Annotated in this window: 10 protein-coding genes and 1 pseudogene; 8 read left to right on the top strand and 3 right to left on the bottom strand. The window is 53.7% G+C overall.

Translation table 11 applies throughout. The features are described 5' to 3' along the window. Positions 1–49: 49 nt before the first annotated feature. The 5 genes and pseudogenes from ACF8AM_RS08980 to ACF8AM_RS08960 all read left to right on the top strand — a co-directional run. Positions 50–379, top strand: a pseudogene (locus ACF8AM_RS08980) (hypothetical protein); the annotation flags it as partial. 58 nt (positions 380–437) lie between these two features. Continuing rightward, positions 438–1,799 (top strand): transposase, encoded by a 1,362-nt coding sequence (locus ACF8AM_RS08975; RefSeq protein ID WP_392555312.1) that lies wholly within the window; start codon positions 438–440, stop codon positions 1,797–1,799. Positions 1,800–2,018: 219 nt separating this feature from the next. Beyond that, a complete protein-coding gene (locus ACF8AM_RS08970) occupies positions 2,019–2,750 on the top strand; it encodes a hypothetical protein (protein ID WP_392555311.1) in 732 nt (243 codons plus the stop codon). 283 nt (positions 2,751–3,033) lie between these two features. Beyond that, complete coding sequence (locus ACF8AM_RS08965) at positions 3,034–3,369, top strand: hypothetical protein (protein WP_392555310.1); 336 nt, start codon at positions 3,034–3,036, stop codon at positions 3,367–3,369. A gap of 110 nt (positions 3,370–3,479) precedes the next feature. Then, the gene (locus ACF8AM_RS08960) at positions 3,480–4,166 is read left to right on the top strand and encodes an ankyrin repeat domain-containing protein (protein WP_392555309.1); all 687 of its coding nucleotides are present in this window, start codon (positions 3,480–3,482) and stop codon (positions 4,164–4,166) included. 185 nt (positions 4,167–4,351) lie between these two features. Here the strand turns inward: ACF8AM_RS08960 and ACF8AM_RS08955 are convergent, their stop codons facing one another. Next, positions 4,352–4,498: a hypothetical protein gene (locus tag ACF8AM_RS08955; protein ID WP_392555308.1), complete on the bottom strand. Its 147-nt coding sequence runs from the start codon at positions 4,496–4,498 to the stop codon at positions 4,352–4,354. Positions 4,499–4,566: 68 nt separating this feature from the next. Continuing rightward, complete coding sequence (locus ACF8AM_RS08950) at positions 4,567–4,746, bottom strand: hypothetical protein (protein WP_392555307.1); 180 nt, start codon at positions 4,744–4,746, stop codon at positions 4,567–4,569. Positions 4,747–5,663: 917 nt separating this feature from the next. Here ACF8AM_RS08950 and ACF8AM_RS08945 point away from each other — a divergent pair. The 3 genes from ACF8AM_RS08945 (at position 5,664) to ACF8AM_RS08935 (ending at position 7,355) form a co-directional block, all read left to right on the top strand. Then, a complete protein-coding gene (locus ACF8AM_RS08945) occupies positions 5,664–6,137 on the top strand; it encodes a hypothetical protein (protein ID WP_392555306.1) in 474 nt (157 codons plus the stop codon). 111 nt (positions 6,138–6,248) lie between these two features. Beyond that, complete coding sequence (locus ACF8AM_RS08940) at positions 6,249–6,836, top strand: SMI1/KNR4 family protein (protein WP_392555305.1); 588 nt, start codon at positions 6,249–6,251, stop codon at positions 6,834–6,836. Between the two features lie 174 nt (positions 6,837–7,010). After that, positions 7,011–7,355, top strand: a complete 345-nt coding sequence (locus ACF8AM_RS08935) for an immunity 22 family protein (protein WP_392555304.1) — start codon at positions 7,011–7,013, stop codon at positions 7,353–7,355. 100 nt (positions 7,356–7,455) lie between these two features. On the opposite strand, the gene ACF8AM_RS08930 is transcribed toward ACF8AM_RS08935, so the two are convergent. Further along, positions 7,456–7,647: a hypothetical protein gene (locus ACF8AM_RS08930; protein WP_392555303.1), complete on the bottom strand. Its 192-nt coding sequence runs from the start codon at positions 7,645–7,647 to the stop codon at positions 7,456–7,458. Positions 7,648–8,119 lie beyond the last annotated feature (472 nt).

The following is an 8,119-nucleotide window of genomic DNA, read 5'->3' as shown; positions in this document are numbered from 1 at the left end:
GTAGCATTCATTTGTCCTGCAAGTCCGTTCCGAGAGGGAGAACTCAGCCATGCCGCGGCCTCAGCGATGCGAACAGTTTGACTCCAGCGAAGTTGGGATCGTGCATGTAGTGCAGAGATGTGTGCGGCGGGCCTTTCTGGCGGGTGTGGACCAGGCAACGGGCAAGGATTACTCGTTCCGCAAGGAATGGATTCGCAGGCGGATGGAGGCTCTGGCCTCGGTGTTCGCTGTCGATGTTCTTTCGTACGCGATAATGAGCAACCACATGCACCAGATCCTCCGAAATCGGCCGGATGTCTGTGCTCGGTGGAGCGACGAAGAGGTGGCGATTCGCTGGCTGCGGGTGTTCCCCGGTCGCCGTCTCGAAGAACACCTAGCAGCGTGTTGATTTTCGACCAATTTCGGTAAGATCATCGAATCTTACTCGGAGGGCCTCGATGGGACTTGGAAAACGCAAACGCGAACATCAGCAATCGTTTTGGGTGGCGGCTGACAAACTGTGCAATGCCCCTCGGAATGCATTCTACGATCGTCTCAACCAGTTGCTTGACGAGGTCAAATTCGACGAACAACTGGAAGAGGCGGTCGAGCCATACTACGAGAAGTCTGGTCGCAAGGGCATCGCTCCTGGCACTTACTTCCGCATGATCTTCATCGGGTACTTCGAAGACATCTCGTCTCAGCGAGGGATCGCGTGGAGATGTGCCGACAGCAGGTCGCTTGCGAAGTTTCTCGGGTTTGGCCCCGATGAGGCGACGCCCGAACACAGCACGTTATCGTTGACACGGGAACGCCTACCATTGGAGGTCCACCGCTTCGCCTTTGAGCTGATTCTCAAAGCGACAGCGGAGAACGGATTGCTGAAAGGCAAGACGCTTGGCGTTGACGCAACTGACCTGGAAGCCAACGCGTCACTCAAGAGCATCGTTCGCAAAGACAACGGCGATGACTGGCAAGCCTATCTTCGCAAGCTCTATGTCGAAGAGACCGGAAAGGACAATCCAAGCGACGAAGAACTTCGCCGGTTCGATAAAGGACGTAAGTCGAAGAAGAAGGTGAGCAACGATGAATGGGAGAGTGCAACCGACCCAGATTCCCGCATCGGGAAGATGAAAGACGGACGTTTTCACTTGAAATACAAAGCTGAAAACGCAGTCGATTTGGAAACGCAAGTGATCGTTTCTGCGGAGGTCTACTATGGAAATCAGGGCGACACTCACACGATCGAAGACACCGTGAATGCGGCAAAGACTCACCTCAGAGAGACTTGCCCGGAAAAGGAGGTTCAGGAAGTTGTCGCCGACAAGGGGTACCACTCTGAACACGTACTCGATGGCCTGCAGAACGAATGCGACCTACGCACGTACATTCCAGAACCTGACCGCAAGTACCAACGAACGTGGACTGATAAGTCCCCTCAACGAGAGGCAGCCTACCGCCGGAACCGTCGCAGGACCAAAGGGAATCGTGGTCGCCGACTTCAACGACATCGCAGTGAACGAGTGGAACGAACGTTCGCCCATCTATGCGACACTGGCGGTAGCCGCCGGACATGGCTTCGGGGGCTTGAAAAGGTCCAAAAGCGATACATGAGTGCCGCCATGGCGTACAACCTCGGGCAGATCATGCGCAAACTGGTCGGCGCGGGAAAGCCAAGGTACGCAGCAGTGCTCGCCGAGCGAGCTTTTTCGCGATTCTGCGCAGCCTGGGAGGTTATGGCGTGCCCAGAAAGCCTCCTGGCAGATTCGCAGCGCCAGCAAAATCAAAATTGGGCGTTTCAGGCTTCGCTCGGCGCGTGACCGCGGCTGCTCGATGGGAGCGGCAGATCAAAGCGAAAATCAACAGGCTGCTATACCCTCCGAGGGTTCTGGAAATGTTTGACGTCAATGCAAATGAAGGTCCGCCCGTCTAGCCAATCAAGGCAGAACAACGCCATGAACCGGAGCGGCGAAGTCGGGCTAAGAGCCAATGGACAGTCAATCGTCGCCGCCCGGTGACGGCCGACGTTCTGCTATTAAATGAAAACGTACATCCTTATTTTAGCGATTTCCTGCGTTCTTTCCGTCAGCGCATGCGCCGAGCCTCCCGCCCGCATGCGTTACGCCGTAGCGCTAAAGGCTGCCGACCTTATGCTAACAGACATTGGGGGCATTAAATCACAATCGATTTCGCTCACAACACGCAGTCGCTTCCCCGACGTCAAACCAACTGACATCAGAATCACTTTGCAAACCAAGGATGGTGGCATACCGATTTCACTCGATGCTGATGGGAAGTTTACGCTGCCGGTAACGGATGCACTCCGAAAAGAGAATCCTTGGATCATCGCGAACCAACCCAAAGGCTCGTTGATATTGAAGGCATCCGTCAATCTTTACATGCGTGTTTCCCCGGAACTTCACAATGGGGTTTGGCGTCTCCGATACTCGTCGCTGTTCCCGCTCCATACTGTGATGAAACGCGTAGATTCTGTTACCGATGCAATCGCAAGAGATCACGAGGTAAAGAGCCGTTTCCCGGTGCCGAAAGGCGCTACTCTATCCTGTAACGACGAATTGGCGAGTGCAAAGTTTGTTATCGGTGATGACGAGCGAGAACTTTCCTCGCCAACTAACGGCGACTTTCTCGTCCCGTTTAACGCTGATCTAATGGCTCTTGATCCGTGGATCGCCGTTCAACCGGCACGCGGCTGGACTTTGACACCCGAGTTTGGGCCTTCAAAAACAGACATCAAGAAAGCAGAACCATGAAATGCACGGGAAGACGGGTGGCCCGTTTTCTCATGTGCTTGCAAGTCGTTCGCCCGTCCCCCCCGTGATTTTTACCGTTCTGTCGATGAGATTCAAAATGCTAACTCGCACTCTGGCCATCGCCGCGGTTTCGATGCTGTCGCTTTCCACTGCAGAATGTGAAGACCGTTGGCAGACAGGCACGGGTTTCCTCTCAGTCGAGAAACCCGATCAAGACGCCTACAAACCCGCGAAGCCTATCGCGCCGCCGCAGCTCGCTCGGTGGCGGTCACCCAGCGGGGCAATGGAGTTTGCTGTCGAACTTGTGCCCCCCTTGCCCCAGGGGACGCCGTCATTTGCGCAAATGGAACGTGCCTACTCCATGAAAGGCACATCGGTCACACGGCGACCGATCCGCAAGATTGGAAAATACGATGTATGGACGCTCGAAACATTGAACGACGATGTCCAGCAGTTAATCGCGATCATACATCATCACAAATGGTTTCATCGTCTTCGAGTTTCAGGTCTCGCTACGACTTTCGACATGGACTCCGCAGAAGCCTTCGTGAAATCCGTCAAAATTGCAGACGGCGAATGGGCGGCGCCACACGGAAACCCGCAATTCAAACAAGAATGACAGAACCATGACATGCACGGGAGGACGGCTTACGACATTTTTCCAAAACGATCGTCAATTCTCCGTCCCCCGTGATGTCTTCCGTTGTGCTGCTTAACTGAAAGGGTCCAATGCCAAACCACCCGATCTTCGCACCGGTATTTCAAGGTGATGTTGCAGCGGTAAAGAAACTTCTCGACAGTGACCCAACTCTAATCGCGGTTCGAGATGCAAAGAACTTGACACCGTTGCATGTTGCAGCCAGCCGCGGTCAATCGGCCGTCGTTCAACTTTTAATTGACTATGGTGCGGTAATTGATTGCTCAGCCGAGGATGTTGAATGGACACCCCTCGTGTTCGCCGCTTATCGCGGACACGCCGACGCTGTTAAGGTGCTTGTTGAAAACGGTGCCGGTGTTACTGCCGACGATGGCAACCCGATTCACTATTCAGGGCAACGCAAGCACAAAGAGATTTGCAGGATACTCGTTGGACACGGAGCGATAGATGATCTGAATGAATCTGATGATACAGACGTTCTCCGCCTTTTTCGTGCTGCCTACAGCTACGACTCGAACGCTGTGAGTGAAATTCTTGCCCTCCGCCCAGAACTTGCTAATTGCACAGACAAATATGGTCGCACGGCACTTCACGAGGCTTGTACACACGGCGATACCAAAACCGTTCGCCAACTACTAAAATACGGTGCTGACATGACGATCCAAGATGCCAATGGTCAGACTCCGGCGGATCGCGCGTCAGCGCACAATCAAAAGGCTGTGGCGAAACTCCTCGAAAAGCACGCCGACGCAGCATAACCAATATGGATTTGACTTCGCGTGGATGCGACGGTTGAGTCACTTTCTCTTTCAGTTTTCTACGTTCGCCGCGGTTCGAAACGCGTCGCCTAGCCGAAGCTCAAGTCCTCTGTTTAAGAAGCCCGGGGGTAGATGGGGAGGCGTTGATTGAGCCTCTCTTGGGAATTGCTCCCCCGCTGCGTTCTCTAACGAAGAGGCAGGTTGGTTTTGAAGTAGGTGAATTGCTGATCGTCCGTTTGCTCTGTGCCTGTTCCGCTGGCGACGAGTTGGATGGAAGCGGATAGAGGCTCATTGCCCGATGAGTTTTGAGCTTGAGATTGCCGTCGCGACATACCTTCCTCCTTCGCCCTCCTGAAGACGTTCGAATTCGACCGGTCATTTCACTTCCCCGGTTCATGCGTTACCCACTGTCGTAGTAAATCAGCCCATGTTCGGGTCGGATGCCCTGCGACGACAACGATGTGTAGCTGACCTCGAGCACTCGCATGATCCCTCCGCACAGGCGACACTTCATCGGAACAGTCGGTGGTTCAACCTGTGACGCGTAGTCGCTGCCCAACCAGAACGTCCAGCCAAGCATCAGTCAGACCAACCATTTCACCTCCTCGACCTTCACCTTGCTGTTCCCGCTCATCCATCCGTCATGACGGATCTTTATGAAGTGCAGAAGTTGGATGACACCCAACGTTCATTTGCCTCTTTTCTTCACAACCCGACGCGTGAGTTTTGAAGTTGCGCTTTTCTCAAAACCTGAAGCGTCAGCGAGGGAAAAACGATGTTGACTTCGCCTCGCTGACGCGTCGGGTTATGAAAAACCCAATGCCTCACGCAAAAGCGCAACTTCAAAACGCGTGAGCGAGGGACTCCCCTGATCCGGCGCATGGTCCCTCGCTCACGCGTCGGGTTGTGATTTTCGCCACGGCAGTCAATGAGCAGGGGTGCGAACAACGCTTCCTGACATTGCGATCCGCGAACGCGGCCGTCAGCGAAATGCCTGAGAAAACTTCTGGTGCCAAGTACTTCAGCGTTGGAACGCGGTGCCTAACTGGTTAGGTGTCGACGGCGAAGCCATCTTGGAAAGAACTGATGTGGCGAGAGAGCGACAGTTGCCCGTGGTGGTATGCCGACTAGCAGCTGGATTCACATCGGGAGTTCTGGACAAGGTCCTATGGAGAGGATTTTTACGATTGGCACATGCAAACTCAGGTAGAAAGTGCAAAGGAACAGGAGCAAGAACGCCCACCGGCGATTCAACCGTCCTTGCCCGGCCTTACCAAGAGTCCTATCTGGTAGACTCTTACTAGCCAATCAGAAGTTCTGATTCGCTTCCCCGCCCACCCCAGTGCGGCGACAAAGTTCAACGCACGATCGCTTCGCAAGTCAGGCGGTCAGCTCAACGATCAACGTTGAGCTTTTTTAACGCCTGACCAGCGGATAGATCGCAATTCGTTATCCGACTGAAATCACATCTCGAATGATATTGAACATGGAGACGCTATGATTCGCTTCCCTCTTGTTCTTCTTGCTTTGTTTGCGTTTACGCCATGCGATGGCCTTGCCGAAGATCCTGTTCCATCCGGACACTCGACTGTTCACATTGTCTTTATCGCACCTCATTCACATCAGTCGATGGGTGGCGGAATGGGTGGTGCTTCGAGGCCGATGGCGCGAATCGGTGATGCAATTGTCCCGGTAGATGGCGTGCGTTCAATTCGCATTTCCATTGATGGTGACTTTGTTGGACATGCGATGGTTGGCATGTGGGACATCACGCCCGTGTTCAACCTTCCTGAGGGGAAACACAAACTGACATTTGAGATCGACGGGTTTGATCCGGTTGCTGCTGACATCAAGGTGCTCGGTACGAATTCGAAGCAGTATCTGATCGTTAAACTCCCGACAGAGAAGCCTGAAACTGCCAAACCCGCCGGTTCCGCTGATGCGTCGACTAAGCAGCCCTTTGACAACTGAATGCGGAGTTACCCTAAGCGGAGGTGGTCGCCGGTCTGAAGTGGTTGATCAACTGCCGCCGCCCGCATATCACTACCGTTCGGCGATTGAAACATCCATCCAGACTCACGCATGCATAAGTACGCAAAACGGCTCGCGGAACTTGGAATGGAACCACCGGAAGAGACTCCGCTTTGCGACATCTACCAGATCGAGAAGGCGACCGGAGTCAAGTTGCCCAAACCGTATCGCACGTTTCTGCAAAAATGCGGTGACTGGTGGGGCGACGTTCTATGCCCCGCACTAGAGCCAACGCCATTCGGAGAGCACGTTATGTGCGGTGTTCACTCAGCGGACAGCGTCTATGGCTTGCTCGACTCGATGATTACGCCACGCAACATGATTACGATTGGCAGCGGCCACTTTGGTGCGTTTACTTGCCTTTCGATCGCCGGGATTGACCGAGGGGCGGTGTACGCACTTGATTCTGAATTCCGATCGCGTTGGCCGGACTCTCGGTTTCAGGAGAAATTCAATGCGATGGCCGATTCGATAAATGATTACCTGAAACTACGTGCAGATGGTAAACTGCCAGACAAGCATGATTCCTACGACTCTGTCTACTTGCTCGCCAACGATTTTGATGCTTTCCTCGCTCGGTGTCATTTACCAGACAGTGAAGAAGGCGAACCCGACGATGCACGTGAGTCGCTGAGTTGAGTTTATTGAAGTGGTGAGTCGTTCGCAGCGACCACGTGATCGTTATCGCTATCCGACTCGATGGTGGCCCCATATTTGGTTCAAACTGCAATGGGAATGGACGATTATCCGGACTACACATCACCGAATGTCGACGTGGTCTCTGCTTGGCTTTAAAAGGTCGACTACACGACCTTGCCAGCTGACTATTTCACTGAAAACTACGATGACGACGATGCCGAGTTCAATCAATTTTCTGCAGACTTCCGCTTCGGCTATTACGACCACGATATCCAAGAGACTGCCTGCTCCGATGACGGGGCGGCCAAACCTGTGCCAGAATTACTCAGGGGATCTTACGCGGCTTCGTACCGCGATGCGATGAGCAATGTCGCATTCGCAAACGGCTACACAGAGTCAAGTCTCATTTGGTTAATGTTCAACTTCAACTACGATCCAAAGACGAGTGGCGTTCGAGAAACGAACGAGTTTTTGTTCCTGGGCGTGTTTCTCTTCGACAAGACACAAACTGGCGGATAACCAATATGGATTTGACTTCGCGTGGATGCGACGGTTGAGTCACTTTCTCTTTCCTGTTGCTTCGTTCGTCGCGGTTCAAAACGCGTCGTCTAGCCGAAGCTCAAGTCCTCTGTTCAAGATGCCCGGTGATGGACGCCGAGTCACTCGCCCATTCGTCCTTGTTCTTTGCTTCTGATTCTTGCCATCCGGTGAAGGCTTCGGTTCGTTCCAATTGCAACTCTTCGGTGGTTGGCCAGGTGCTCGGGTCCTGGTTGTGTTGAATCGGCCGTTGATTGCATCGATTGAGATTCACTGCCCGGTGGTTTGGAGGCAAGAGATTGCTGTCGCGACGTACCGTCCTCCTTCGCCCTCCCGAAGACGTTCGAATTCGACCGGTCATTTCACTTCCCCGGTTCATGCGTTACCCACTGTCGTAGTAAGTCAGCCCATGCTCGGGGCGGATGCCCTGCGAACACAACGATGTGTAGCTGACCTCGATCACTCGCATCACACCGCCGCACTGGCGACACTTCATTGGCACGGTCAGTGGTTCATCTTTTGGCGCGTAGCCGCTGCTTAGCCAGAAAGCTCAGCCAAGCATCAGCCACAACAACCATTTCACCTCCTCGACTTTCACCTTGCTGTTCCCGCTCATCCAGCCGTAGTGGCGGATCTTCATGAAGTGCAGAAGTTGGATGACACCCAACGTTCGTTTGCCTCTTTTCTACACAACCCGATGCGTGAGCGAGGGACTCCCCTGATCCGGCGCATGGTCCCTCGCTCAC

The organism is Rhodopirellula sp. JB055 (genome assembly GCF_043100905.1).
GTDB lineage: Bacteria > Planctomycetota > Planctomycetia > Pirellulales > Pirellulaceae > Rhodopirellula.
The sequence above is the reverse complement of the archived record's forward strand: the minus strand, read 5'-3'. Positions and strand labels throughout refer to the sequence as shown.